A 23193-nucleotide genomic window follows, 5' to 3' on the forward strand; every position below is an offset into this window, starting at 1 on the left:
TTCATGAATTCTTTCACCCGCCTCGGCGTGGCACTGCTGTGCGCCATGGCCTTTGCCGCGCAGGCCGACATCAACGTCGGCGTGACGCTGTCGGCGACCGGGCCGGCCGCTTCCCTCGGCATCCCCGAGAAGAACACCATCGCGCTGATGCCCAAGACCATCGGCGGGCAGAAGATCAACTACATCGTGCTCGACGACGCTTCCGACACCACCGCCGCGGTGTCGAACACGCGCAAGCTCATCAGCGAGAACAAGGTCGACGTCGTGCTCGGCTCGACCGTGACGCCGAACTCGCTCGCCATGATCGACGTGGTGGCCGAGGAGAAGGTGCCGATGATCTCGATGGCGGCCTCTTCGCGCATCGTCGAGCCCATGGATGCCAAGCGCAAGTGGGTCTTCAAGACGCCGCAGAACGACATCATGATGTCGCTCGCCATCGCCGAGCACATGGCCGCCAACGGCGTGAAGACGGTAGGCTTCATCGGCTTCTCCGACGCCTACGGCGAAGGCTGGTTCCAGGAATTCACCAAGGCCGCCGAGCTCAAGAAGCTCAAGATCGTGGCCAGCGAGCGCTATGCGCGCAGCGACACCTCGGTCACCGGCCAGTCGCTCAAGCTGATCTCCGCCAAGCCCGATGCCGTGCTGATCGCCGGCTCCGGCACGCCGGCCGCGCTGCCGCAGAAGACGCTCAAGGAGCGCGGCTATGCCGGCAAGGTCTACCAGACCCACGGCGTCGCCAACGCCGATTTCCTGCGCGTCGGCGGCAAGGATGTCGAAGGCACGCTGCTGCCTTCCGGCCCGATGCTGGTGGCGTCGCAGCTGCCCGATTCGCATCCGCTCAAGAAGTCCGCGCTGGCCTACGTCAACGCCTACGAGGCGGCCCACGGCAAGGGCAGCGTGTCCACCTTCGGCGGCCATGCCTGGGACGCCGGCCTGATCATGAGCGCTGCGATTCCCGTGGCGCTCAAGAAGGCGCAGCCCGGCACGCCGGCCTTCCGCGCCGCGCTGCGTGATGCGCTGGAAGAGGTGAAGAACGTCCCCGGCGCGCATGGCATCTTCACCATGTCGCCCACCGACCACCTGGGCCTGGACCAGCGCGCGCGCGTGATGGTCAAGATCGAGAACGGCGCCTGGAAGTACCAGCCGCAGGACTAAGCTCTCCCCCAGGTTGGCTCACTTCGTGTAGCCGCCCACCCCCTTCCGGGGGCAACACCAGCGGCCCGGCCCTTCGCCAGGCTCAGGACAGGCCAAGGCCGGTTCCGCGGTGTTCCCCGAATGACTTGCGCGGCTTCATACGTCGTGGTCGAGGAACCGCATGGACATGCAAATCGCCCTGATCCTGGGGCAGGACGGTATCGTCAACGGGGCGATCTACGGGCTCATGGCGCTGGCGCTGGTGCTGGTGTTCTCCGTGACCCGCGTCATCTTCATCCCGCAAGGGGAGTTCGTGGCCTTCAGCGCGCTGTCGGTGGTGGCGCTGCAGGCCGGCCGCGTGCCGGCCACGCTGTGGCTGCTGCTGGTGCTGGCAGCCGCGGCGCTGGTCGTGGAGCTGTGGCGCTGGAAGCGCGGCGCGCCTGTGGACTGGGCCTCGACCCTGGCGTGGTGCGTGGTGCTGCCGCTGGTGGCCTGCGCGCTGGTGCTGCTGCTGCGGCCCGAATCGCAGTTCACCCAGACGCTGGCCGCGCTCGCCGTGATCGTGCCGCTGGGCCCGCTGCTCTACCGCCTGGCCTACCGCCCGCTGGCCGACGCGACCGTGCTGACGCTGCTGATCGTCTCGGTGGCGCTGCATGGCGTGCTGGTGGGGCTGGGGCTGCTCTTCTTCGGTGCCGAGGGCTCGCGCACGCCGGCCTTCTCGGAGATGCGGCTGGACCTGGGCGGGGTCGCGATCACCGGCCAGGCGCTGGTGGTGGTGGCCGTCACGGCGGCACTGGTGGTGCTGATGTTCCTGTTCTTCGAACGCTCGATCGTGGGCAAGGCACTGCGCGCCACCGCCATCAACCGCGTGGGCGCGCGGCTGATGGGCATCCCCACCGGCCTCTCGGGCGACCTGAGCTTCGCGCTGGCGGCGGCGATCGGCGCGGTCTCGGGCCTGCTCATCGCGCCGATCACGACCATCTACTACGACACCGGCTTCCTGATCGGGCTGAAGGGCTTTGTCGCCGCCATCGTCGGCGGGCTGGCCAGCTACCCGCTGGCGCTGGTGGGCGCGCTGATCGTCGGCCAGCTGGAGGCCTTCTCTTCCTTCTGGGCCAGCGCCTTCAAGGAGGTGTTCGTCTTCACGCTGATCATTCCCGTGCTGTGGTGGCGCTCGCTCAGCAGCCGCCATGTGGAGGACGAAGAATGACGCGGCGGCACTTGACGCTGGCCTTCATCGTCGCGCTCGCGGCGGTGTGGGGCTTCCTGCCGGACTTCTCGGTCACGGTGCTCAGCTACATCGGCCTCTACGCGCTGGTCGCGGCCGGCCTCGTCATGCTCACCGGCGTGGGCGGCATGACCTCCTTCGGCCAGGCTGCCTTCGTCGGCACCGGCGCCTATGCGACCGCATGGATCTGCACGTCGCCGATGGTCGCCTCGGCGCTGGGCGGCATCAGCCCGGCGTTGCTGCCGTGGATCGGCCTGCTGTTCGGCATCGCCGTGACTTTTCTCATCGCCTGGGGCCTGGGCGCGATCACGCTGCGGCTGTCGGGCCACTACCTTCCGCTGTGCACCATCGCCTGGGGGCTGAGCTTCTACTTCCTGTTCGGCAACCTCGAGTTCCTCGGCGGCCACACGGGCGTGGCGGGCGTGCCGGCGATCGTGGTCGCCGGCGTCTCCTTCGCATCGCCGCGCTCGCTGGGCCTGGTCATCTGGGGCGTGCTGCTGCTGGCGCTGTGGGCGCTGCACAACCTGCTCGACTCGCGCGAGGGCCGCGCCATCCGCGCGCTCAAGGGTGGCCGGGTGATGGCCGAGTCGATGGGCGTGGACACCGGCCGCTACCGCATCAAGGTGTTCGTGCTCGCGGCGCTGCTCGCGGCGGTGTCGGGCTGGCTCTACGCGCACCTGCAGCGTTTCATCAACCCCACGCCCTTCAACCTCAACATCGGCATCGAGTACCTGTTCATGGCGGTGGTCGGCGGCGCGGGCCACCTGTGGGGCGCGGTGCTGGGCGCGGCGCTGATCACCCTGCTGAAGGAGCAGTTGCAGGACATCCTGCCCAGCCTGCTCGGATCGAGCGGCAACTTCGAGGTGATCGTGTTCGGCCTGCTGATGCTGGTGGTGCTGCAGCGCTTCGCCGACGGGCTGTGGCCGACCCTTGCGCGGCTCGTCAACCGCTTCCTGAAGCCTGCTGCAGCGCGTGCGCCGCGCCATGTGCTGGCGCTGCCCGAAACCGCCTTGCCGCCGCGCGGGCAGGTCGTGCTGGAGGCCAAGGCCGTCACCAAGCGCTTCGGCGGCCTGGTGGCCAACGATGCCGTCGGCCTCGACGTGAAGGCCGGCGAGATCCATGCGCTGATCGGGCCCAACGGGGCGGGCAAGAGCACCTTCTTCAACATGATCTCGGGGGTCGACGATCCGACCGAAGGCGAAGTGCGGCTGATGGACCGGCCGATGACCGGCAAGCCCTCGCGCGATTTCGCGGCGCTGGGCCTGGGCCGCACCTTCCAGCATGTGCGCCTGCTGGGGCAGCGCCGCGTGATCGAGAACGTCGCGCTGGGTGCGCACCGGCGCGGACAGCGCGGCTGGATCGCCTCGATGCTGCGGCTGGACCGTGCCGAAGAGGCCGCGCTGCTCGCGCAGGCGCGCCGGCAGATCGAGCGCTGCGGACTCGGCGAATTCGCGGAAGTGCTGGCGGGCTCGCTGGCGCTGGGCCAGCAGCGCGTGGTCGAGATCGCGCGCGCCCTGGCGGGCCAGCCCGCGGTGCTGCTGCTGGACGAGCCCGCGGCCGGCCTGCGCCATCTGGAGAAACGTGCGCTCGCCACCTTGCTCGACCAGCTGCGGGCCGAGGGCCTGGGCATCCTGGTGGTGGAGCATGACATGGAGTTCGTGATGAACCTGGCCGACCGCGTCACCGTGCTGGAGTTCGGCGCCGTCATCGCGCGCGGCACGCCGGCCGAGGTGCAGCGCGATCCCAAGGTGCTGGATGCCTATCTGGGCGGGGTAGACGAGCCCGCGAACGAAGGCCTTGTGGAGCAGACTGCATGAGTTTCGCTTGGATTTCGGTTGTCGTGCTTCCTCTGCCTGACCCTTTTCCGCTTGCGGGAGATGGCTGGGGAGATGGCTGGGGTGAGGGCTTTGGGCGCTTGATTGGGTGTTGCGCCTGTTCCAAGGCTGGAGCCGGGATGTCGCCCCGGCGGGCGAGTCACTTTCTTTTGCGTCGCCAGGAGCAACAGGCTCCGAAGAGGATGACCCAATGAATTCCTCCCCCCTGCTCCAGCTCGAAGACTTCTGCGTCTCCTACGGCCCCGTCGAAGCCGTGCACCACGTCGACCTGCGCGTCGACACCGGCGAGATCGTCACCGTGATCGGCCCCAACGGCGCCGGCAAGACCACGCTGCTGTGCGCGGCCATGGGCCTTCTGCCTTCGCGCGGCCGGGTGCTGCTGGGCGGGGAGGCCATGACGCGCATCAGCGTGGAAGCGATGGTGGCGCGCGGCGTCGGCCTGGTGCCCGAGAAGCGCGAGCTCTTCGGCGAGATGCCGGTCGAGGACAACCTGCTCCTGGGCGGCTTCTCGCGCTGGTGGCGCGGCGAGCGCGACCAGCGCCAGCGCATGGACGAGGTCTTCGCGATCTTCCCGCGCCTGGCCGAGCGCCGCGCGCAGCTGGCCTCCACGCTCTCCGGCGGCGAGCGGCAGATGCTGGCGATCGGCCGCGCGCTGATGGCGCGCCCGCGCCTCCTGATGCTGGACGAGCCCTCGCTGGGCCTGGCGCCGCTGATCGTGCGCGAGGTGCTGCAGGTGGTGTCTTCGCTGCGCAAGCACGGGGTGTCGGTGCTGCTGGTGGAGCAGAACGCGCGGGCCGCCCTGCAGGTTGCGGACCGGGCCTATGTGCTGGAAATGGGCGCGGTCGCGCTGCAGGGCGCGGCCTCGGAACTGCTGCACGACCGCCGGATCATCGACACCTACCTGGGGCTGGGGGCGCGCGCCGACAAGGTCGAATAGCAGGCGCAGCAGGCGCGGCCTTGTCCTTCACTGCGGGGCCGTGCCGCGGCACAGAATCGCGCGCCGAGGCCCGGCATCCCGCGCGGGCCCGCACGCGAAGGCCTCTTTGCGGAGGCCGGGAAATCATGGCTGGAAGCCCCGGCGAGACCCGCGTCGGCATCTCGGGCTGGCGCTATGCGCCCTGGCGCGGCAAGTTCTATCCCAAAGGACTGCCACAGCGCCAGGAGCTTGCCTTCGCCTCGCGCATGCTGCCCACCATCGAGCTCAACGGCTCCTTCTACTCACTGCAGCGGCCCGAGTCGTACCTGGGCTGGTACGACGAGACGCCGGAGGGCTTCGTCTTCGCGGTCAAGGGCTCGCGCTACATCACCCACATGCTGCGGCTCAAGGACGTACGCACTGCCTTGGCGAACTTCCTGGCATCGGGCGTCCTGGCGCTGCGCGCCAAGCTGGGGCCGATGCTGTGGCAGCTGCCACCTTCGATGGCCTACGAGCCGGAGCGGCTCGACGACTTCTTCTCGCTGCTGCCACGCGACACGAGTTCGGCCCTGGCCCTCGCGCGCCTGCACGACGATCGGCTCGAGGGCCGCACCTGGCTCAAGCGTTCCGCGAAACGGCCGCTGCGGCACGCGGTGGAAGTGCGACATCCGAGCTTCGTCGACGCGGCCTTCGTTGCCCAGCTGCGCCGCCATGAGATCGCCCTGGTGGTCGCCGACACGGCCGGGCGCTGGCCCCTGCTCGAGGATTTGACCGCGGACTTCGTGTACCTGCGGCTGCACGGGGACAAGGAGCTCTATGCAAGCGGCTACGACGATGCCGCGCTCGACCGCTGGGCCGCGCGGATCGACGCGTGGCGCCAGGGCCGCCAGGTGAAGGATGCACGCCGGGCCTCGGGCCGCGCCGCACCGCGCCGCGCCCGGCGCGACGTGTACTGCTACTTCGACAACGACATCAAGGTGCATGCGCCCTACGACGCGGCGAACCTGGCGCTGCGGCTGGGCGTGCCGACGGGGCTGGGGCCTGATGGAGAATTCGCTGCATGATTTGTCGCAAGCCTGCCTGCGCCGCCGCTCTCGCGTATGTGCTGACTGTTTCGGCGCACGCGGGCGCCTGGGGCGAGGGCGCCTTCGACAACGATGCGGCGCAGGACTTCCTGGCGGAATGCACGCGCTCGGCAGATGCGGAGCGGGTCTCGCAGGCCATCGAGCTGGCGCTGGTCGCGAGCTTCGTCGATGCCGATGACGGCGCAATGGCGGTGGCGGCCGGCGAACTGATTGCCGGCGCCCTCGGCAGCAGCGCAGCGCCGAAGGCGGTGCCGTGCCTGGCCGCGATGCCGCGCGAGCAGCTGCGTGCGCTGGCGCCGGCCGCGGTACGCGCCGTGGAACGGGTCGCGGACCCTGCCGTTTCCGAGCTCGCGCAGCAGTGGGCCGACGAGAAGCCGAACCGCTGGTCGACCGGCATGCGGCAGCTGGCGGCGCGTCTTCGGCGCTAGGGCGCTCCCCAAAACGGGGGGCGCCGGCTGACACCGGCGCGTCGCAAAGGGCGCCACACTGCACCATTCGAGAACAAGTGGAAGCCCGGCGATGAAATGGCTACTGCGCGTGTTTTCCGGCATTCATGCCTTCATGGCGCTTCTCTTTGCCTGCGCCGCGCTGATGTTGATCGTGGTGTCGGCGCGCATCGGCTGGTCGGCGTTCGCCCAGGGCCTCGATCGCGCAGCGGCGGAAGTGATCATCGAGGCGGTCGGCCTGCTGGCAGCGGGGGTGGTTGCGCTGCAGGTGGCGCAGACCATCACGGAGGAAGAAGTGGTGCGCGACGCCCACATCGGCGCGCCCACCCGCGTGCGGCGTTTTCTGTCGCGCTTCATGGTGGTCATCGTGGTCGCGCTGGCGGTGGAAGGGCTGGTCGCGACCTTCAGGGCGCATGACGACCCGGCGCAGCTGCTCTATGCGAGCGGCATGGTGTGTTCGGTCGGGCTGCTGCTGGCGGGATGGGGCCTGTTCGTCCACCTCAATCGATCGGCCGAAGAGCTGGAGCCCGAGGCCATGGCAGAAGCCAAGCGCGAGGACCGCAAGCTGGACTGACCCCTAGCGCTTCGGCGCCTTGAAGCTCCACCACGGCAGCAGCGCGCTCAGCGATTGCACCTCGCCGCTGCCGGCGCTCTCGTAGCCGGCGAGCGTGCCGAGCTGGTGCCGCCAGGCCGCGCTGCGCAGCAGCACCAGCAGGGCCTGGACGGCCGGCTGCTCCAGCGCCGACTTGAGGCAGGCCAGGTGGTAGCGCTCGTTCACGAGCGGCACGAAGCCCAGGCCCGGGCCGCGCGCCGCCGATTCGATGCCCAAGCCGGCATCGGCGCGGCCCGAGGCCACCGCGTGCGCAACGGCCGCGTGCGAAGGCTCGTCGCGTTCGTAGCCCTCGAGCGCATCCGGGCCCAGCCCCTCCTGCGCCAGCAGCTCGTCGAGCAGCACGCGCGTGCCGGTGCCGAGGGCGCGGTTCACGTAGCGCGCGCGCCGCTGCGCGACATCGGCGATGCCGCGCAGGCCCAGCGGATTGCCGGGCGCGACGATCAGGCCCTGGGTGCGGCGGGCGAAGCCGATGATCTTGTGCAGCCCGGGCTTGAGCAGCGGCTTGTAGGTGCGTTGCGCGAGCGAACCGGCCGGCGGCCGCTCCAGGGTATGGAAGCCCGCCATCACGCAGCGCCCCTGGTTGAGGCCGCTGATCGCGTCCACGCTGCCGGTGAAGCGGATGTCGAGCTGCAGCCGCGCGCGCTCGGCCGCGTGGGCGCGCAGCAGAACCAGCGCATCGTCGTGGCTCGCGTGCAGGCTGAGCACATGCAGGCTGTCGTCGAAGGCCATGGCGAAGGCGCGTTCCAGGTCCGCATGCAGGGCCTCGATCTGCGGCGCGAGCCGGGCCTGCGCCTGGCGCTCGGCCCACAGCAGCTTGTCGCCGAACTCGGACAGCTGCGCCGAGCGGCCCTGCTCGCCGCTCACGAGCGGATGCCCGAGGTTCTGCTCCCAGCGCCTGAGCTCGCCCCAGACGTGGCGGTACGACAGGCCGAGCGCCCGCGCCGCGGAGGAGATGGAGCCGTGCTCGCGCACCGCGTGCAAGAGCTCCATCAGCGGATTGCGGATCAGCGTACGGCCGCTCCGGCGCGGGGCGATGGCGTAAGACAGTTCGATCTGTTGCACGTTGGAAGCGGAAGGCGGAGTGGCGCCAAGGATTATGCAAAGGTCGTCCGTCACCTATGCAAGTGTTTGCATAAGTTGGGAGGCCCAGCTTGCCGATACTGGCGACTTGACCGTCACGCCCCCATGAACACCTTCACAGACAGCGCCATCGCCGCGTGGCAACTGCTGGTTTCCGGCGATCCCGTTCTGCTCGGCATCGTCGGCCGCTCGCTGGCCGTCAGCGCCGCGGCCTGCGCGCTGGCCTGCGGGCTCGGCCTGCTGCTCGGCGCCTGGCTCGCCGTCGCGCGCTTCGCCGGCCGCGGCCTGCTGCTCACGCTGCTCAACACGCTGCTGGCGCTTCCCTCGGTGGTGGTGGGGCTGGTGATCTATCTGCTCCTGTCGCGCTCGGGGCCGCTCGGCTTCCTGGGCTGGCTCTTCACCTTCAAGGCGATGGTGCTGGCGCAGGCGCTGCTGGTGCTGCCGGTGGTCACGGCGCTCACGCGCCAGGCCATCGAGGATGCGGACCGCGCCCATGGCGAGCAGTTACGCTCGCTGGGCGCGCATTCGCTGGCGCGGGCGCTGCTGCTGGTGTGGGACGAGCGCTATGCACTGGTCACCGTGCTGATCGCCGCCTTCGGCCGCGCCGTGTCGGAGGTCGGCGCGGTGATGGTCGTGGGCGGCAACATCGACGGCTTCACGCGCGTCATGACCACCGCCATCGCGCTGGAGACCAGCAAGGGCGATCTGCCGCTGGCGCTGGCATTGGGCCTGGTGCTGCTGGGGGTGGTGCTGCTGCTCAACCTTGCCATCAGCGCACTGCGCGGCTGGCGCGAGCGGGTCGATGGCGGCGCGGTCGACGCGGCGGGGCTGCGGCGGGCGGAGGTGGTCTCGTGAGCAGCATCCGGCCGCATGGCGATGGGCGCGCCCGCCTTCGCGTGGTGGCCGCGCGAAGCGGCGATGCGCCGGAAGCAGCGGCCACGGCCGGCGCGGCGCTCTTCGCCCTGCGCGACATCGACGTGCGCTACGGCCGCGTGCCGGCGCTCGCCGGCGTCACGCTGTCCATCCATGCCGGCGAACGGGTCGCGCTGATCGGCGCCAACGGCAGCGGCAAGAGCACGCTGCTGCGTGTGCTGCACGGCCTGTTGCCGCATGCGGGCGGCGCCTTCGTCAACGCGGTGCCGCCGCAGGCGCAGGCGATGCTGTTCCAGCGTCCGCACATGCTGCGCATGAGCGTGCGCAACAACGTCGCGCTGGCGCTCTGGCTGCACGGCGCGCGGTGGCGCGACGCGCAGCGCGAGGCGGTGACGGCGCTGGGCCGGGTCGGCCTGGCCGAGGTGGCCGGGCGCAATGCGCGCACGTTGTCGGGCGGGCAGCAGCAGCGCATGGCGCTGGCGCGCGCCTGGGCGCTCAAGCCGGCGGTGCTGCTGCTGGACGAGCCGACCGCCAGCCTGGACCCGACGGCCAAGCGCGAGGTCGAGGCCCTCATCGCCGACGCGGCACAGGGCCGCACGCTGGTGTTCGCGAGCCACAACCTGGGCCAGGTGAAGCGGCTCGCGAGCCGCGTGGTCTACCTCGAGCACGGCCGGGTGCTGGCGGACCTGCCGGTCCATGATTTCTTCAACGGGCCTCTCCCCGAGGAAGCCCGCCAATTTGTCAAAGGAGAGCTGGCATGAAGGCATTCGAGTTCGTGGCGGCGGCACTCGTCCTGGCGGCGGCCGGCGCCGCGGCGCAGGCCGAGACGATCACCATGGCGTCCACCACCTCGACCGAGCAGTCGGGCCTGTTCGCGCACCTGCTGCCGGCCTTCAGGCAGGCCAGCAGCATCGACGTCAAGGTGGTGGCGGTCGGCACCGGGCAGGCCATCGACATGGCCAGGCGCGGCGATGCCGACGTGCTCTTCGTGCACGACACCGCGGCGGAGGAGAGGTTCGTCGCCGAAGGCTTCGCCGCGAAGCGCTTCGAGGTCATGTACAACGACTTCGTGCTGATCGGGCCGAAGAACGATCCGGCGGCGGCGAAGGGCAAGGACATCGCCGTGGCGCTGAAGAAGGTGGCTGCGGCCAACGCCGCCTTCGTCTCGCGCGGCGACAAGAGCGGCACCGACGCCGCCGAGCGCCGGCTCTGGACGCAGACCGGCCTGGCCGGGGCGGGCCAGCCGGTGGCCAACGACAAGAAGGGCACGGGCTACAAGGAGTGCGGCTGCGGCATGGGGCCGGCGCTCAACATTGCGGCCTCCAGCGGCGCCTACGTGCTGGCCGACCGCGGCACCTGGCTCAGCTTCAAGAACCGCGCCGACCTGGCGGTGCTGGTGGAGGGCGACAAGCGGCTCTTCAACCAGTACGGCGTGATGGTGGTGAACCCCTCGAAGTTTCCGCAGCTCAACGGCGCCGCTGCGCAGAAGTTCGTTGACTGGGTGATCTCGCCGGCGGGGCAGTCGAGCATCGCGAGCTACAAGATCGGCGGCGAGCAGCTGTTCTTCCCGAATGCGGCCAGCCCATAGGGCAATGTCGCGGCTCACCGGTCCAGCGGCAGGTACAGGCTTTCCTTCACTTCTTCCATCACCACGTAGCTGTTCGACTCGGCCGTGACGGGCAGCTTCTTCAGCAGGTCGCCGAGCAGGCGCCGATAGTCGCTCATCGCGCGCAGCCGCGCCTTCACCAGGTAGTCGAAGCCGCCCGACACCAGGTGGCATTCCATCACCTCCGGCACATGCAACAGCTCGGTGCGCACCTTGTCGAAGACGTCGGCCGACTTCGACGACAGCGTGATCTCCACGAACACCAGCAAGGTCTTGCCGATGGCCTGCGGATCGATGCGGGCGTGGTAGCCGGTGATGACACCTTCGCGCTCCATCCGCCGCACGCGCTCGGTACAGGGCGAGGTCGACAGGCCGATTTGCTGCGCCAGCTCGGTCATGGGGATGCGGCCCTGGCGCTGGAGGATGTCGAGGATTTTGCGGTCGGTGCGGTCGAGTTCGGTCATTTCACTCCTGCAGGCGCCCTGGGGCCGTGACGGCAGCAAGAAACACTGGTATGCCGCCATATTTGAGTGAAGTTTATGGCAAGAACATGAATAACCTTGGCTTCTCTCTTGAAGTCGACGGGGTCTTTCAATGAAAGTGATTGTTCTGGGCGGCGGCGTCATCGGTATCACGACGGCTTACTATTTGGCGCGCGCCGGCGCCGACGTCACGCTGGTCGATCGCCAGGGCGGTCCCGCGTTGGAGACCAGCTTCGCCAATGCAGGCCAGGTCTCGCCGGGCTATTCCACCCCCTGGGCCGCGCCGGGCATTCCGCTCAAGGCGCTCAAGTGGATGTTCCAGAAGCACGCGCCGCTGGCGATCCGGCCCGATGGCAGCCTGTTCCAGCTGCGCTGGATGGCCGCGATGCTGAAGAACTGCTCGCCCGAACGCTACGCGACCAACAAGGAACGGATGATGCGCGTGGCCGAGTACAGCCGCGACTGCCTGCGCGAGCTGCGTGCGCAGACCGGCGTGCGCTACGAGCACCGAACGCAAGGCACCCTGCAGCTGTTCCGCACGCAGGCGCAGCTCGATGCGGTGCAGCGCGATGTCGCGGTGCTGCAGGAATGCGGCGTGCCCTTCGAATTGCTCGACCGCCACCAGCTCGCCGCGGTCGAGCCCGCACTGGCGCGCAGCGCAGGGCAATTGGCCGGCGGCCTGCGCCTGCCGAACGACGAGACCGGCGACTGCCATCTGTTCACCCGTGGCCTGGCCGAGGTGGCGCGCGGGCTGGGCGTGAGCTTCCGCTTCGAGGAGGCCGTCGAGAGCCTGCTCACCGAAGGCGGCCGCATTGCCGGCGTGCGGCTGGCCGGGCCCAAGGCGGAGGTGCTCAAGGCCGACCGCTATGTGCTCGCCTTCGGCAGCTATTCGCGCGCGCTGATTGCCCCGCTGGGGCTGCACATTCCGGTCTATCCGGTCAAGGGCTATTCGCTGACCGTGCCGCTGCTCGACCCCACGCTGGCGCCGCAATCCACCGTGCTCGACGAGACCTTCAAGATCGCCATCACGCGCTTCGACGACCGCATCCGCGTGGGCGGCATGGCCGAGCTGGCCGGCTTCGACCTGCGCCTGAACCCGCAGCGGCGCGCCACGCTCGAGCGCGTGGTCGGCGAGCTGTTCCCGGGCGGCGACCTGCCGCGCGCCAGTTTCTGGACCGGCCTGCGCCCGATGACGCCCGACAGCACGCCGATCATCGGCCCCACGCCGTTCTCGAACCTGTACTTGAACACCGGCCACGGCACGCTGGGCTGGACCATGGCCTGCGGCTCCGGCAAGCTGGTGGCGGACCAGGTGATGGGACGGCGGCCGGACATCCGCACCGACGGCCTCGCCATGGACCGCTACGGCGCGGCCGAGCCGCGGCGCGCACTGGGCGCGGCACCGAGCGGCGCACCCGCCTGACCGGGCATTCCGTCAAGCGGCTTCGCGTTCGCCCGCCTTGAGCAGCGCCTCGGCCTTGTTCCTTCCGTAGCGCCCGATCGGGCGGAAGTCCACGCCCTTCTGCTTGTTGTAGAACTCGAAGAAGCGCTCGATCTCGTCCAGCACATCCGCCGAGATATCGGCCAGGTCCTTGCAGTTCCGGAAGCGGTGCGACGAGCTCGCGACCAGCAGGAAGCGATCGTTGCGCCTGGTCTTTTTCTTCTTCTTTGTCTGTTCGGCCTCGATCACGCCGACGAGACGGCAGGGCACCACCGCGCCCGGCGGCACCGATTCGTCCATGAGCACGAGCGCGTCCAGCGGATCGCCATCGGCGCCCAGCGTGCTCGGGAGGAAGCCGAAGTCATAAGGAAAAGCCACGCCGAGCGGCAGCACGAGATGGAGCTCCATCATGGCGCGTTGCGGGTCGTACTTGAGCTTGTTGCGCGAGCCCTGGTTGGCCTCGATCACGACGCGAAACTCGCCGTCGTGATCGCGAAGCGGCAGGCGATGCAGGGGCAGCGGTTTCGGCGTCGCGCTCATGGTTGCGGCCTTTCTGATGCCTGCACACTGGGCGTTCAGCCGCTGCGCGGCAGGCAGACGATGACCCGGCTCGATGAAGGAAAAATCCGAACCTGCCCCGGGCCGGCCGGCCCGCGTCACGCCGCCGCTGCGCGCGCCTCGAGCAACTTCACCAAGGTGTGCAGGACGCGGTTGACCGGCGTGGCGACGCCCAGGACTTCGCCCTGTCGCAGCACGTAGCCGTTGAGGTGGTCGATTTCGCTGCGCTTGCCGCGTGCCAGGTCCTGTGCGGTGGAGGAGAACTGCGACGGCATGGTCTCGGCGATGCGCTGCACGGCGGCCCAGGTGTCGCCGGGGATCGTCACGCCGCCGGCCTCGGCCACGGCGAGGCATTCGCGCACCACGTCGCCCATCACGGCCTGCACGCCTTCGCCCTGCGAGATGCGGCCGTAAGGCAGCTGCGTGATCGCCGACAGCGCGTTGTAGGCGCAGTTGAGGATCAGCTTGGCCCAAAGCGCGCCGGTCACGTTGTCCGAGATCTGCGTGGGCACGCCGGCGGCGATCAGCAGCTCGGCGACTTCGGCGCTCTTGGTCGAGGGCGCGATGACCAGCTCGCCGCGCCCGTGGTGCTTGACGTGGCCCGGCCCGGCCATTTCGGTGGCCACGTAGACCACCGTCGCCGCGACCTCCTGCGCCAGCGCGGCCTGCAGGCGCGTCGCGTTGTCGACGCCGTTCTGCAGCGTGAGCACCAGGGCATCGGGCGCCAGGTGCGGGCGCATTGCCGCGGCGGCGCTCTCGGTGTCGGTGGACTTCACGCAGAAGAGCACCAGCCGGGCGTCGCGCACCGCATCGACCTCGGTGCTGGCCTCCATCGGCACCCGGGCCTGGAAGGACTGCGTGTCCAGCAGCAAGCCGTCGCGACGGATCGCCTCCACATGCTGCGGCCGCCCGACCAGCACGACCGAATGTCCCGCGCGCGCCAGCATGCCGCCGTAGTAGCAACCCACCGCACCCGCGCCCATCACCGCAATCCTCATGACCTGCTCCGTCGACGAACTGGGTGCATGGTAGTGCGCTCTCCGCGGCCATGGTGATCCCGGGCACGATCGGCTGGCCCGCCATGGGGACCGGCGAGGGCGGCACCGCCCGCCATGACCTCCCACGTCATCGACCCGCGGCGCGTCCGCGGCGACCATTCGTTCACCCCGCGCCGTTGCGGGCCTTCAAGACGAAAGGAATCGCCACCATGAACACCGCCGCACCCGATGCCGCACGCATCGCCGAACAGTACATCGCCGTCTGGAACGAGACCGATGCCGAGCGCCGCCTGAAGCTGCTCGAAACCCACTGGAGCGCCGATGCGCGCTACGTCGACCCCATGATGCAAGGCAGCGGCCACGCGCAGATCAGCGCGCTGGTCGGCGGCGTGCACCAGCGCTATCCGGGCTTCCGCTTCAAGCTCAAGGGCCAGGCCGATGCGCACGGCGAGCACCTGCGCTTCTCGTGGACCTTGGGACCGAGCGGGGCCGAGGACCTGGTCGAAGGCACGGACTTCGTGCAGCTCGAATCCGGCAAGCTGCGCGTCGTGACCGGCTTCCTGGACAAGGTGCCGGTCGGCGCGTGAACCTCACTCCACGATCGCGACGCCCTTGACCTGTGCATGCACGGCCGCGCCCGCGCGAAGGCGCAGCAGCGCGGCCGACTTGCGCGTGATGCGCGCGAGCAGGCGCGCGCCGCCGGCGTCCAGCCCCACCATGACCTGCGCGGGGCCGTCCTCCGCGAGATCGGCCACGGTCGCGGGCACGATGTTGAGCACGCTGGTGTCCGCCTGGAGGGTGAGCGTGAGGCTCACGTCGCGTGCCTGGATGCGCACCCGCACGGCCTGGCCGATGCGCGTGCCGCCGTGCGGCAGCCACAGCGTGCCGCCGGCGAAGGCGAGCTGCGTCAGGCCGAAAGCCGCATCGAAGCCCGCGACGGTCGCGTCGATGATGGCGCCGGCCGCATCGCCGTGCGCCAGCGGCAGGTCCAGCCGCGTCATCAGCGCATTCGCGGGGCCGCTGGCCAGCACCCGCCCGGCCTCCATCAGCACCAGGTGATCGGCCAGGCGCGCCACCTCGTCGGCCGCGTGGCTCACGTAGATGACGGGGATGTCGAGCCCGGCGTGGAGCCGTTCGAGGTAGGGCAGGATTTCGCGCTTGCGCGCCAGGTCGAGCGACGCCAGGGGCTCGTCCATCAGCAGCAGCCGCGGGCTGGTGGCCAGTGCGCGTGCGATTCCCACGCGCTGGCGCTCGCCGCCCGAGAGCGCATCGGGCCGGCGGGCCAGCAGAGGGCCGAGGCCCAGCAGTTCCACCGCCTGTTCGAGCGGCACCCGACGCTGCGCGGCGGCGACCCGCTTCATGCCGTATTCGAGATTGCGGCGCACGTCGAGATGCGCGAAGAGGCGCGTCTCCTGGAACACGTAGCCCAGCGCTCGCCGGTGGGTCGGCACGAAGCTCGTGTCGTCCTGCCAGCGCTCGCCGTTCACGGCCACGAAGGCGCCCGGTGCGTGCTGCAGCCCCGCGATGGCGCGCAGGCAGGTGGTCTTGCCGCAGCCCGAGGGGCCGAACAGCGCACTCACGCCGCGGCCCGGCAGCTCCAGCGCGACCTCCAGCGAGAAGCCCGGGTGCTCGACCTTCAGGCGTGCCTGCACGCCCGTGGCTGCCGCCGCATCGCCCGTCATCGCCGCCGCCCCGTGGGATGGAGCGCGTAGAGCGCCAGCAGCACGAGGAACGAGAAGGCCACCATGCCGCCGGCCAGCCAGTGGGCCTGCGTGTACTCCAGTGCCTCCACGTGGTCGTAGATCTGCACCGACACCACGCGCGTCTTCTCGGGAATGTTGCCGCCGATCATCAGCACCACGCCGAACTCGCCCACCGTGTGGGCGAAGCCCATCACCACCGCCGTGAGGTAGCCGGGCCGCGCCAGCGGCAGCGCCACGCTGAAGAAGCGGTCGAGCGGCGATGCCCGCAGCGTCGCCGCCGCCTCGAGCGGCTCGCTGCCCATGGCCTCGAAGGCGTTCTGGATCGGCTGCACCACGAAGGGCATCGAATACACCACCGAGCCGATCACCAGGCCCGCGAAGCTGAAAGGCAGCAGGCCGACGCCCAGCCATTGGGTGAACGCGCCGATCGGCCCGCTCGGCCCCATCGCCACCAGGAAATAGAAGCCCAGCACGGTGGGCGGCAGCACCAGCGGCAGGGCCACCAGCGCGCCGACCGGCCCCTTCCACGCCGAGCGGGTGCGTGCCAGCCACCAGGCCAAAGGCGTGCCCAGCAGCAGCAGGATCAGCGTGGTGAGCGCCGCCAGCTTGAGCGTGAGGACGATGGCGCCGAGGTCGGCCGCGGTGGTCATGTGCAGTGTTTCACGCCGTCTCGTAGCCGAAGGAGCGGATCACCGCCTTGGCGGCGTCGGACTTGAGAAAGGCCATGAGCGCCACGGCGGCTGCGTTGTCCTTGCCCCGAACCAGCAGCACCGCGTCTTGCCGGAGAGGGGCGTGCAGTTCGGCCGGCACGATCCAGGCCGAGCCGCTCTTGAGCTTGCCCTTCTCCCACACCTGCGACAGCGCGACGAAGCCGAGCTCCGCGTTGCCGCTGGAAACGAAGCCGAAGGTCTGGCCGATGCTCTCGCCCTGCACGAACTTCGGCGCCAGCCGGGCGAGCACGCCCAGGCGTGTCATCGTCTCGACCGCGGCCGAGCCGTAGGGCGCGAGCTTGGGCGCGGCCAGCGCGATGTGCGCGAACCGCCCGTTCTGGAGGACCTCGCCCCTGGCGTCCACGAGGTCGGGCTTGGCCGACCACAAGACCAGCTTGCCGGTCGCATAGGTGAAGCGGCTGCCCGGCACGGCAGCGCCTTCCTTGTCGAGCCTGGCGGGCGTCTCGTCGTCGGCCGCGAGGAAGACGTCGAAGGGGGCGCCGCTGCGGATTTGCGCGTAGAACTTGCCCGTTGCGCCGGAGGCGAGAACGGCTTTGTGGCCGGTCGCCTTCTCGAAGTCCGCAGCCAGCGCCTTCATCGCCCCGGCGAAGTTGGCCGCGACGGCGACCTGGACCTCGGCCGCATGGACGGCGAGCGTCGCGCCGAGCGCGAGGAGGGCGGCGAGCGAACGGGAGAGCAAGAGGCTGGACGTCATCGCGCTATTCATCGATGGAATAGCGCGAGTGTAAGCCCGGCGGCACAATGCGGCGCATGGCATCTCCCCGCTTCGGCGACGCGCTCGGCCACGGCATGAGCGACAAGCGCATCGACATCCTGCGCGGCATCGGCCGCACGGGCAGCATCTCGCAAGCTGCACGCGACGCGGCGGTGAGCTACAAGGCGGCGTGGCAGGCGGTGGCCACGCTCACCAACCTGGCCGGCGTGCCGCTGGTGGAGCGGGCGGTCGGCGGCGCGGGCGGCGGGGGAGCCTCGCTCACGGCGCACGGCGCGCAACTGCTCGAGCTCGCCGATGCGCTCGCGCTGGCGCGTCGGGACGTGCAGTCGCGCAGCAGTGCGGGCGGTGCGGGCACGGCGCTCGCGCGGCTCGCCATCCGCACCAGCATGCGCAACCAGCTGCCGGCGACGGTGCAGGCGATCGAATCCACCGGGCGCATCGTGCGCGTGCAGCTGACGCTGGGCGATGCACTGCCGATCGCGGCGCGGATCACTCAGGAGAGCGCCGAACTGCTGGGCCTGGCCGAGGGCATGGCAGCCATCGCGCTGTGCAAGGCGACGGCGGTGCGCGTCGAGCGTGCCTCCGCGCCGCGCCGCAGCCGCGGCAACCGGCTGGCCGGCGTGGTGCAGGGCGTGGCGCGCGGCGAGGACGGCGACGAGATCGCGGTGGCGCTGGAAGGGGGCCTGCAGCTCGTCGGCTTTGCGCCCTGCGGGTCGGGGCTGCGTGCGCGGCAGCGCGTGCTGGCCACCGTCGACGAGGCGGCGGTTGTGGTGGCGCTACCGGGCTGAATCAGAGTCTCGGCTTGTGCAGGCCGAGTCATTGCGGCGTTGCAGGTCTTTGCGATGCTTTCAGAGAATGCTGCGGTCCTGCGAACATCGCCATGGAACCGAAGCGAAAGAGCGGTCACTCATGGTAGGCGCACGGTGCGCACCGGGAGGGAAAACCACGATGACCGTTGAATTGCATCACAGCCTCGATCAGTACCTGACCTCCGTGGAGCAGGCGCCCGCGTGCATCGTTGCTGATGGCAGCCTCGTGTTCGAAGCGGGCGAACAGCTGCGGGCGTACGCCGCCCTGGTGCCGGACGGACGGCTCGAACTGTTCGCCGGCATGGGCTATGTGCGCGCGGAACTGCTGCAGGCCATTGAGGAAGCCGACGAGGACGACGCCTTCGACGAGGACGTGCCGCGCCATGTGGCGGACGTCATGGTGCGCTGGGCGGGCGAGGGCGCGCAGTGGGCCGTCGACGTCCATCGACGCACGGGCTTGCTGACCTTGTGCATGTTCGTTAAGGCCATCCCGGGCGATCCGACGGAATGGGCAGCGACCGTGGATGCGTTCAGGCACGCCAGCGCATCGTGGGTCGCCCGCCTCCAACGCGATCCGCCCGATCCCTTGCCGCACCCCGGCCCGGGGCTGGCCGACATCAGCTCTGGCGCATTCCTGCGCTGCTGAGGACGGCAGAAGCTGCCCTGCCCGCAAGCCCTTTCTCTACTACTCACTTCAGATGGACAAACACCATGAACAAGGCAAGCAAGCAAAAAGCCAACAACGCGCCCGAGCGGCGGCGCGGCTTGACTCGGCAGAAGCACTCTTCGACCCTGCAGCGCCGCGCAGGGGGCCAACAGTCCAGTTCCAATGCGCAAGCGCCCGCCGATCCGCTCAAGCGCGATCGGGATGACGCTTACCAACCGAGAAATCCAACCAAGCAACCTCAGCCTCTGCAGCTCATAGACTGCCCCAAAGAATGGCCAGCGGTGCAGCGCTGCCTGACAGGCATCGCTGCCCTTGATGTACAAGACTCCCATATCGCCGCGTCGTCGAAGCTGGACAAGCGGGACAAGGAAGCGTGTCAAGGTATTGCAAAGGCCATCGGAATCCTGATGGACGCGCGCCGCTTCAATGCGGCATGCACGCTGATGCTCATGTGCACGCAATCGGCGCGGCGTGGGCTGCTGTGCTCGAATCACATCGACACGCTGAAGGCCAGCGTGAAGGCCAGCGATGAGGGCGGTGCAAAGGACCGGTTGCTGAGCGCAGAGGCCCGCGGAGCATTGCGCCGCCCGGATCTTCCCAAGTTCTTCCAACTGCTGCCATCCTGCTCGCCCAAGGCAAGGATGAAGCTGGTCGAGATGTTTCCGCCACTCACCATGGACATGGTCGAGGCATTGAAGGACGACACGTTGGTCGAGGCTGTGCGCACGACGCTGGAACGGATCTCGAAGCAGGACACTCCAGAGTGTTTGCGCGAGATGGGGTCACTTTTGCAGATCGCTCAACGTCTCGCGTTTGAACCACGGGCTCTGGCGATGCAATGCATCATCTGGCCCGCTCTGCGTGCGGTCGCTGCTCGGGTTGGCAGCTCGCCTGGGGACCTGGAACTCACGAGACTTGATGAGATGGCTCGGCTTCCCGACGCAGACCTGATCCTAAGACTGCTCGGTGACATGCCGGCTAGCCTACGGCGAGAAGTCCTGCGCGTCGCGGTGGATCAGGCAGCGAATCCGTTGGTCATCCAGGGAGGCATGGGTTGCATGCCGGAGGTTGCCATCGAAGGGCTGAGAGATGACTCGCCGAATCGCGACGCAGCATACAGACCACTGCTTAAGGCTGTCCACCTGGAACTTGCGGAGGTCGGAATCCTGGCTCAGGCAAGTTCTTTCGAGATCACGAAGATCGGGCAGAAAGATGCAGAGCTTGCGGCGAAACAGGCTTCCGTGGCGCGGGAGATGGTCACCGTGCTCGTGATGACCGGTGAGCCGTACTATGTCGAAGCTGCCAAAACGATTCTCTCGGCAGCTTGTGCAGAGCCCGAACATCAACGAGCAGTCATCCAGAAGCTGATTGAAGGGCTTCGACACGGAATCCTCGTCGACACCCTCGAAAGCAATATGGTTCATGCGCTGCCGACGCTCTGCAGTGCCGATGCTTCCTTCGAGCTCGACGTCATTCTGGCGATGAATGAAGGGCAAAAGCTCGTCGCGGAAGCCGTGGTGAAGCTTTTGAGGCACCACCAACCCGACGCCGCCACAGTCGCCTCGCTGTTCAAGGCGCTCGCGCATCGGGTGGACCTTCGGGCTGCGATGCCGGCGGTCCAGACCGTCGCGGTGAGGAGTTCTGAAACTGGACCGATCGACCGAATTGAACCTGGTGGTCTGGGGACAGGCGTGATGAAAACCATGTCAGCGCGCATGAAGCGGGTCCAGCTCGGCGCTCAACTTGCTGACTGCACCCGACTCTTGCGTCAATGGGCCCCTGGCTGGAGGCTGTTGTTGTTCATGAACCTGGAGCCCGGACTTGTACACGATCCCCTTTGGCTGTTCGCAGCCAAAGCAGTCGATGCTGCCGCTGGCGATCCCGTGTGCGGCGGAGCGGAAGAATTGCTCAATCAATTCCACTCGGGGGTGTCCATGCAAATCCTGGGCAAGATGATGGATGTGCTGGTGCCGGGCACCACGGAGCCCTTGCCCTTGTTGTCCGATGAGGCGGTGCGCAATGTCATGCGCGCCGTTGTGAGCGACGAGGATCTGGGAGTGGCTGCGTTCGATTTGATATCGACTCGTTCCACGATGCCCACACGTGTGAAGTTGGGCATCGCTATGGCGCATGCGCTCATCGACATCCTGGATGATGAGTCTACGTGCAGGTTCAATCCAGAACTTGCTGCCGACCACGCGGCAGTGGCGGTTGCCAAGGCTCTTGTCACTGATAGCGGCTTGGCCGATGAAATACAGAAAGGAGTAGGCGAGGAAGCTTGGGCAACAATAGTGTCTAAAGCTAAAGCGGATTCGTAGGGGAAGCGGCGAGCCTCGAGCCTCAGCGCATCGGCCACTGCGCCGTCTTGCGCATCGGCGGCCAGCGGCCGACCGTCAGCGCGCGCAGGACCCATTCCACCGGGCCATAGCTGAAGCGGCGCAGCCACCACGCGCTGGCCACCATCTGGCCGGCGAAGAGGCCCAGTGCAATCAGCATGCCGAGCCCCGGCGAGACCCGGCCCATGAGGCCGAGCCCGTAGCCGGTGAAGATCAGCGCGCAGGCCAGCGACTGCAGCAGGTAGTTGGACAGCGCCATGCGCCCCGCGGGCGCCAGCGCGCGGGCGATGCGCGCACCGGCGTCGCGCTGGAACAGCATCAGCGCAAGGCCCATGTAGGCGGCGCTGAGGAAGGGTGCGGTCAGGAGGCTCACGCCCAGCCCCAGGATCTCCCGGCCCGAACCCAGGCCCCCTGCCGTCGCGTTCGCGTAGAACACGGCGCCGGGCAGGCCCACGGCCAGCCCCCAGGTGACGAAGCGGCGCCGGAGGCCGCGCCACGCGTGGAGGTGTGCGAAGACGCGGCGCTGGCCCGCCGCGAAGCCGACCATGAACATCGCCAGCGCGCACGGGCCCTGGATCAGCACCACGACCCACCAGCTGTTGGCCAGCTCGCGCAGGCGCTGCGCGATGACGCTCGCGGGCGGGCCCAGCCAGGCCTGCTGGGCGGCTTCCGCGCGCGCCAGGGCCGCGGCGAAGTCCGTCATCTCGCCCGGGCGCATGTGCGGCGAGCCCAGGACGATCAGGACCACCGCCGGCAGCAGCGTGAGGACCAAGGCGCGCCGCAAGGCCTGGCGCTCGTGCTGGTGCCGTGCCGCGAGGAGCACGAGGCCCAGCACCGCATACACGCAGAGGATGTCGCCGTGATAGAGCCAGATCGCATGCGCAGTGCCGAGAAGTCCGAGCCCGAGCAGCCGCCGCAGCATGCGCGGCACGAAGGCCGCGCCGCTGTGCCCGGCCGCGCTCATCTGCAGGGTGAAGCTGTAGCCGAAGAGGAAGGAGAAGAGCAGGTAGAACTTGGTCTCGAACAGGAAGGCGGCCAGCCAGCGCACGGCGTGGTCCACAGGCCTGTCGAAGTGCGGATCGGGTGCGCCTGCGACGTAGTAGGCGGAGGAAAAGGAAGCGATGTTGACGACCAGGATGCCCGCCAGCGCGAAGCCGCGCAGCGCATCGAGCTGGAGCAGGCGCGCCGGCTGGTGGGCATCGGATGAGAGGGTGGCCATGGGCGGATCGTAGAGCCCATGGCCACTGGGCCGCGCTCCGAGGCGCGGGCGCGCTCAGCCTGTCAAGCCTTTTCCGGCACCGGATTGCGGAAGCTCACATTGAGCAGGTTCCACGCATTGATCACCGCGATGGTGAAGCCGAGTTCGGCGATCTCCTCGTCGGAGAACTGCGCCTTGAGCTTGGCGAACTCCTCGTCGCTCGGGTCCCGGTTCGGGATGGCCGTGACGATCTCGGCCCAGGCCAGCGCGGCACGCTCGCGCTCGGTGAAGAAGGGCGCCTCGCGCCAGCCGGCCACGGCGTTGAGGTGGCGCGCGTCGATGTCCTGCTTGATCAGGTCTTGCCAGTGCATGTCCATGCAAAAGGCGCAGCCGTTGATCTGCGACACGCGCAGCAGCACCAGGTCGTACAGGCGATGGCCCAGCAGGTCCTTGCGGACGGCACCGGAGAGGGTGAGCAGGGACTGGAAGGCCTTGGGCGCGAGCTGGTGGAAGGGAATGCGGGCAGTGTGCGTCATGAGAATGTCCTTGGAAAGTTGCGACGGAGAGCCGCCCCGTGCGGCCCTCCATGCACTCAAGACGCGCCGCGGGGCGCGTTTGTGACAGGCCCTGAAGGCACACGCGTGCCGACGTTGCACGAGGAGGGCGTGCTGGAGCGCTTCGAGGCCTTCGCCGGCGTCCACGGCGCGCGTTGTTTGGCCTGCCTCCGAATGGGAGCACA

The 23193-nt window shown here is 68.9% G+C and carries 24 protein-coding genes; 15 read left to right on the forward strand and 9 right to left on the reverse strand.

The window, feature by feature from the left end:
- The first annotated feature begins 3 nt into the window (after positions 1 to 3).
- The 7 genes from AC3A6Y_RS25145 (at position 4) to AC3A6Y_RS25175 (ending at position 7218) form a co-directional block, all read left to right on the forward strand.
- Positions 4 to 1155, forward strand: a complete 1152-nt coding sequence (locus tag AC3A6Y_RS25145) for an ABC transporter substrate-binding protein (protein WP_487870965.1) — start codon at positions 4 to 6, stop codon at positions 1153 to 1155.
- Positions 1156 to 1315: 160 nt separating this feature from the next.
- Positions 1316 to 2344 (forward strand): branched-chain amino acid ABC transporter permease, encoded by a 1029-nt coding sequence (locus AC3A6Y_RS25150; RefSeq protein ID WP_487870966.1) that lies wholly within the window; start codon positions 1316 to 1318, stop codon positions 2342 to 2344.
- Positions 2341 to 4179, forward strand: a complete 1839-nt coding sequence (locus AC3A6Y_RS25155) for a branched-chain amino acid ABC transporter ATP-binding protein/permease (protein WP_487870967.1) — start codon at positions 2341 to 2343, stop codon at positions 4177 to 4179. The genes AC3A6Y_RS25150 and AC3A6Y_RS25155 overlap by 4 nt, the downstream gene beginning before the upstream one ends.
- 208 nt (positions 4180 to 4387) lie before the next feature.
- Positions 4388 to 5134 (forward strand): ABC transporter ATP-binding protein, encoded by a 747-nt coding sequence (locus tag AC3A6Y_RS25160; protein WP_487870968.1) that lies wholly within the window; start codon positions 4388 to 4390, stop codon positions 5132 to 5134.
- 125 nt (positions 5135 to 5259) lie between these two features.
- Entirely contained in the window at positions 5260 to 6177 is a 918-nt protein-coding gene (locus AC3A6Y_RS25165) for a DUF72 domain-containing protein (protein WP_487870969.1), read from the forward strand.
- Positions 6174 to 6626, forward strand: coding sequence for a DUF4259 domain-containing protein (locus AC3A6Y_RS25170; RefSeq protein ID WP_487870970.1), 453 nt, complete (start codon positions 6174 to 6176; stop codon positions 6624 to 6626). Before AC3A6Y_RS25165 ends, AC3A6Y_RS25170 begins: the two co-directional genes overlap by 4 nt.
- 91 nt (positions 6627 to 6717) lie before the next feature.
- Complete coding sequence (locus AC3A6Y_RS25175) at positions 6718 to 7218, forward strand: hypothetical protein (RefSeq protein WP_487870971.1); 501 nt, start codon at positions 6718 to 6720, stop codon at positions 7216 to 7218.
- Positions 7219 to 7221: 3 nt separating this feature from the next.
- On the opposite strand, the gene AC3A6Y_RS25180 is transcribed toward AC3A6Y_RS25175, so the two are convergent.
- Positions 7222 to 8319 carry a substrate-binding domain-containing protein gene (locus tag AC3A6Y_RS25180; protein WP_487870972.1) on the reverse strand — a complete coding sequence of 366 codons (1098 nt, stop codon included), beginning with the start codon at positions 8317 to 8319 and terminating at the stop codon, positions 7222 to 7224.
- A 123-nt stretch (positions 8320 to 8442) separates the two neighbouring features.
- Between AC3A6Y_RS25180 and AC3A6Y_RS25185 the strand changes: the two genes are divergently transcribed.
- From AC3A6Y_RS25185 to AC3A6Y_RS25195, 3 genes are all read left to right on the forward strand, one after another.
- Positions 8443 to 9192 carry an ABC transporter permease gene (locus AC3A6Y_RS25185; protein ID WP_487870973.1) on the forward strand — a complete coding sequence of 250 codons (750 nt, stop codon included), beginning with the start codon at positions 8443 to 8445 and terminating at the stop codon, positions 9190 to 9192.
- A 107-nt stretch (positions 9193 to 9299) separates the two neighbouring features.
- The gene (locus tag AC3A6Y_RS25190; protein WP_487871180.1) at positions 9300 to 9971 is read left to right on the forward strand and encodes an ABC transporter ATP-binding protein; all 672 of its coding nucleotides are present in this window, start codon (positions 9300 to 9302) and stop codon (positions 9969 to 9971) included.
- On the forward strand, positions 9968 to 10798 hold the full coding sequence (locus tag AC3A6Y_RS25195) for an ABC transporter substrate-binding protein (RefSeq protein WP_487870974.1): 831 nt from the start codon (positions 9968 to 9970) through the stop codon (positions 10796 to 10798). Before AC3A6Y_RS25190 ends, AC3A6Y_RS25195 begins: the two co-directional genes overlap by 4 nt.
- Before the next feature lie 14 nt (positions 10799 to 10812).
- Here AC3A6Y_RS25195 and AC3A6Y_RS25200 read toward each other — a convergent pair whose 3' ends face one another.
- Positions 10813 to 11280, reverse strand: coding sequence for an Lrp/AsnC ligand binding domain-containing protein (locus tag AC3A6Y_RS25200; protein WP_106555267.1), 468 nt, complete (start codon positions 11278 to 11280; stop codon positions 10813 to 10815).
- 130 nt (positions 11281 to 11410) lie between these two features.
- Between AC3A6Y_RS25200 and AC3A6Y_RS25205 the strand changes: the two genes are divergently transcribed.
- Complete coding sequence (locus AC3A6Y_RS25205) at positions 11411 to 12721, forward strand: D-amino acid dehydrogenase (protein ID WP_487870975.1); 1311 nt, start codon at positions 11411 to 11413, stop codon at positions 12719 to 12721.
- 12 nt (positions 12722 to 12733) lie between these two features.
- Here the strand turns inward: AC3A6Y_RS25205 and AC3A6Y_RS25210 are convergent, their stop codons facing one another.
- Both AC3A6Y_RS25210 and AC3A6Y_RS25215 read right to left on the reverse strand, forming a co-directional pair.
- Entirely contained in the window at positions 12734 to 13279 is a 546-nt protein-coding gene (locus AC3A6Y_RS25210) for an inorganic diphosphatase (RefSeq protein WP_487870976.1), read from the reverse strand.
- 116 nt (positions 13280 to 13395) lie between these two features.
- Positions 13396 to 14295, reverse strand: coding sequence for a ketopantoate reductase family protein (locus AC3A6Y_RS25215; RefSeq protein WP_487870977.1), 900 nt, complete (start codon positions 14293 to 14295; stop codon positions 13396 to 13398).
- Positions 14296 to 14504: 209 nt separating this feature from the next.
- Between AC3A6Y_RS25215 and AC3A6Y_RS25220 the strand changes: the two genes are divergently transcribed.
- Complete coding sequence (locus AC3A6Y_RS25220; protein ID WP_487870978.1) at positions 14505 to 14882, forward strand: nuclear transport factor 2 family protein; 378 nt, start codon at positions 14505 to 14507, stop codon at positions 14880 to 14882.
- Between the two features lie 3 nt (positions 14883 to 14885).
- On the opposite strand, the gene modC is transcribed toward AC3A6Y_RS25220, so the two are convergent.
- Genes modC through modA form a run of 3 tightly spaced genes read right to left on the reverse strand, consistent with a single transcriptional unit; the run spans position 14886 to position 17423 of the window.
- Positions 14886 to 15977, reverse strand: a complete 1092-nt coding sequence (gene modC / locus AC3A6Y_RS25225; RefSeq protein WP_487870979.1) for a molybdenum ABC transporter ATP-binding protein — start codon at positions 15975 to 15977, stop codon at positions 14886 to 14888.
- Positions 15974 to 16648 carry a molybdate ABC transporter permease subunit gene (modB, locus tag AC3A6Y_RS25230; RefSeq protein WP_487870980.1) on the reverse strand — a complete coding sequence of 225 codons (675 nt, stop codon included), beginning with the start codon at positions 16646 to 16648 and terminating at the stop codon, positions 15974 to 15976. The genes modC and modB overlap by 4 nt, the downstream gene beginning before the upstream one ends.
- 10 nt (positions 16649 to 16658) lie before the next feature.
- Positions 16659 to 17423 carry a molybdate ABC transporter substrate-binding protein gene (modA, locus tag AC3A6Y_RS25235; RefSeq protein WP_487870981.1) on the reverse strand — a complete coding sequence of 255 codons (765 nt, stop codon included), beginning with the start codon at positions 17421 to 17423 and terminating at the stop codon, positions 16659 to 16661.
- A gap of 56 nt (positions 17424 to 17479) precedes the next feature.
- On the opposite strand from modA, the gene AC3A6Y_RS25240 reads away from it, so the two are divergent.
- The 3 genes from AC3A6Y_RS25240 (at position 17480) to AC3A6Y_RS25250 (ending at position 21238) form a co-directional block, all read left to right on the forward strand.
- A complete protein-coding gene (locus AC3A6Y_RS25240; protein ID WP_487870982.1) occupies positions 17480 to 18232 on the forward strand; it encodes a TOBE domain-containing protein in 753 nt (250 codons plus the stop codon).
- A gap of 160 nt (positions 18233 to 18392) precedes the next feature.
- Positions 18393 to 18899 (forward strand): hypothetical protein, encoded by a 507-nt coding sequence (locus AC3A6Y_RS25245; RefSeq protein ID WP_487870983.1) that lies wholly within the window; start codon positions 18393 to 18395, stop codon positions 18897 to 18899.
- Between the two features lie 65 nt (positions 18900 to 18964).
- The gene (locus AC3A6Y_RS25250) at positions 18965 to 21238 is read left to right on the forward strand and encodes a hypothetical protein (protein ID WP_487870984.1); all 2274 of its coding nucleotides are present in this window, start codon (positions 18965 to 18967) and stop codon (positions 21236 to 21238) included.
- A 22-nt stretch (positions 21239 to 21260) separates the two neighbouring features.
- Here AC3A6Y_RS25250 and AC3A6Y_RS25255 read toward each other — a convergent pair whose 3' ends face one another.
- Both AC3A6Y_RS25255 and AC3A6Y_RS25260 read right to left on the reverse strand, forming a co-directional pair.
- Positions 21261 to 22475 carry a DUF418 domain-containing protein gene (locus AC3A6Y_RS25255; RefSeq protein ID WP_487870985.1) on the reverse strand — a complete coding sequence of 405 codons (1215 nt, stop codon included), beginning with the start codon at positions 22473 to 22475 and terminating at the stop codon, positions 21261 to 21263.
- A 62-nt stretch (positions 22476 to 22537) separates the two neighbouring features.
- A complete protein-coding gene (locus AC3A6Y_RS25260) occupies positions 22538 to 22990 on the reverse strand; it encodes a carboxymuconolactone decarboxylase family protein (protein WP_487870986.1) in 453 nt (150 codons plus the stop codon).
- Between the last annotated feature and the right edge of the window lie 203 nt (positions 22991 to 23193).

Source organism: Variovorax sp. Soil_C_17 (assembly GCF_057657265.1).

Coding starts and splice junctions, on each gene's coding strand:
- AC3A6Y_RS25245 (WP_487870983.1), top strand. CDS start 18,393: ATGACCGTTGAATTGCATCACAGCCTCGATCAGTACCTGACCTCCGTG.
- modC (WP_487870979.1), bottom strand. CDS start 15,977: ATGACGGGCGATGCGGCGGCAGCCACGGGCGTGCAGGCACGCCTGAAG.
- AC3A6Y_RS25215 (WP_487870977.1), bottom strand. CDS start 14,295: ATGAGGATTGCGGTGATGGGCGCGGGTGCGGTGGGTTGCTACTACGGC.
- AC3A6Y_RS25220 (WP_487870978.1), top strand. CDS start 14,505: ATGAACACCGCCGCACCCGATGCCGCACGCATCGCCGAACAGTACATC.
- AC3A6Y_RS25155 (WP_487870967.1), top strand. CDS start 2,341: ATGACGCGGCGGCACTTGACGCTGGCCTTCATCGTCGCGCTCGCGGCG.
- AC3A6Y_RS25200 (WP_106555267.1), bottom strand. CDS start 11,280: ATGACCGAACTCGACCGCACCGACCGCAAAATCCTCGACATCCTCCAG.
- AC3A6Y_RS25160 (WP_487870968.1), top strand. CDS start 4,388: ATGAATTCCTCCCCCCTGCTCCAGCTCGAAGACTTCTGCGTCTCCTAC.
- AC3A6Y_RS25185 (WP_487870973.1), top strand. CDS start 8,443: ATGAACACCTTCACAGACAGCGCCATCGCCGCGTGGCAACTGCTGGTT.
- AC3A6Y_RS25195 (WP_487870974.1), top strand. CDS start 9,968: ATGAAGGCATTCGAGTTCGTGGCGGCGGCACTCGTCCTGGCGGCGGCC.
- AC3A6Y_RS25255 (WP_487870985.1), bottom strand. CDS start 22,475: ATGGCCACCCTCTCATCCGATGCCCACCAGCCGGCGCGCCTGCTCCAG.
- AC3A6Y_RS25240 (WP_487870982.1), top strand. CDS start 17,480: ATGGCATCTCCCCGCTTCGGCGACGCGCTCGGCCACGGCATGAGCGAC.
- AC3A6Y_RS25205 (WP_487870975.1), top strand. CDS start 11,411: ATGAAAGTGATTGTTCTGGGCGGCGGCGTCATCGGTATCACGACGGCT.
- AC3A6Y_RS25145 (WP_487870965.1), top strand. CDS start 4: ATGAATTCTTTCACCCGCCTCGGCGTGGCACTGCTGTGCGCCATGGCC.
- modB (WP_487870980.1), bottom strand. CDS start 16,648: ATGACCACCGCGGCCGACCTCGGCGCCATCGTCCTCACGCTCAAGCTG.
- AC3A6Y_RS25165 (WP_487870969.1), top strand. CDS start 5,260: ATGGCTGGAAGCCCCGGCGAGACCCGCGTCGGCATCTCGGGCTGGCGC.
- AC3A6Y_RS25175 (WP_487870971.1), top strand. CDS start 6,718: ATGAAATGGCTACTGCGCGTGTTTTCCGGCATTCATGCCTTCATGGCG.
- AC3A6Y_RS25260 (WP_487870986.1), bottom strand. CDS start 22,990: ATGACGCACACTGCCCGCATTCCCTTCCACCAGCTCGCGCCCAAGGCC.
- AC3A6Y_RS25150 (WP_487870966.1), top strand. CDS start 1,316: ATGGACATGCAAATCGCCCTGATCCTGGGGCAGGACGGTATCGTCAAC.
- modA (WP_487870981.1), bottom strand. CDS start 17,423: ATGACGTCCAGCCTCTTGCTCTCCCGTTCGCTCGCCGCCCTCCTCGCG.
- AC3A6Y_RS25250 (WP_487870984.1), top strand. CDS start 18,965: ATGAACAAGGCAAGCAAGCAAAAAGCCAACAACGCGCCCGAGCGGCGG.
- AC3A6Y_RS25210 (WP_487870976.1), bottom strand. CDS start 13,279: ATGAGCGCGACGCCGAAACCGCTGCCCCTGCATCGCCTGCCGCTTCGC.
- AC3A6Y_RS25170 (WP_487870970.1), top strand. CDS start 6,174: ATGATTTGTCGCAAGCCTGCCTGCGCCGCCGCTCTCGCGTATGTGCTG.